Here is a 1,068-nt window from a genome sequence, read left to right on the forward strand (position 1 = left end):
GGCGGTGGGGCAGAAGTGTTCTCATAGCGTGATTGTGGGGCTAGCGACATCGTTTCCTCGATGGTGATTAGCGAGTGCAACGGCCAAGCGGAGACAAAGAGCGAGGAAGACGTGTGCTTTGACTCTCACTCGGCCTCGGACCCGCGGGGTCCCGAGGCCGAGATCCTTGAGGACGCCAATCGCTGTCTCAACCTGTGAACGGTACGAATACGTCTCTTCGAGCTGTTTCTGCCAGAGACGCACCGTGTCGCTATACTCTTTGATCCGTTCCTCAACGCGGTAGTCAATATCGAGCGGATCGTTCGTGTTCCGTGGGTTGTACGGAGCAATCGGCACGACCGCCTGCGCCAGTAGGTGGTCGTGCCACTCCAGCATATCGAACTCGGAGTCGCCGATCATCCAGCGTGGGGTTTCGACGGCGAGCGCGTCACGCGTGACGCGCATCGCCGTCTCCTGATCGACTTTCTTCGCTGGTGTGAACGCCGCTGCGACGGGGATGTTGTTGGCGGCGGTCACGACACAACAGCCGTAGCCGTAATAGTAGTCGTCTTCAGCGTGGTCGTAGTTCCACTCAGCGTCCTCGTCCCGGTGATCGACGGGAATGTCTGTGCCATCGATACGGAAGAGCTTGCCGAGCGGTACCTGCTCGGCAAGCTCGTGGACTAACTCGATGAACACGTCCTCTGCGACAAGTTCGAAGTCAGCGATGAACCGCGAGAGTGTCCGCCGGGACGGCGGACTCTCGAAGCCACACTGCCGCCAGACATCCTCGTTGTGGAGTTCTCGCGCCATTGGACGCGGACCGTAGATGTCGTGATAGAAGCAGTGAAGGATGCCTTTCAGGAGTTCTGGTGGCTCGTGAACCCGTGTTCGCCCCCTCGGATCGGGGGCGAACACGGGATAGTCCACAAGAAACGATAGATCCAGCTGTTCGAACAGTGCCGTTGTCTCGGTGTCCAGTGTTTTGAAGACCTGTTCTACCGTAGCGTTATCTGGTAGGACGGAGCTGGTCGTAGACACATCAGATTCGTCCTACCGCTTCCTTGTGAGGACTTCTGCACCACCGCC

Annotated in this window: 1 protein-coding gene; it reads right to left on the reverse strand. The window is 58.5% G+C overall.

Annotated elements, in window-relative coordinates; translation table 11 throughout:
• Positions 1-21: 21 nt before the first annotated feature.
• A complete protein-coding gene (locus ACMGFG_RS24200; RefSeq protein WP_436932849.1) occupies positions 22-1,020 on the reverse strand; it encodes a transposase in 999 nt (332 codons plus the stop codon).
• Between the last annotated feature and the right edge of the window lie 48 nt (positions 1,021-1,068).

Origin of the sequence: Halosimplex halobium (assembly GCF_051414055.1) — an archaeon.
Classification (GTDB): domain Archaea; phylum Halobacteriota; class Halobacteria; order Halobacteriales; family Haloarculaceae; genus Halosimplex; species Halosimplex halobium.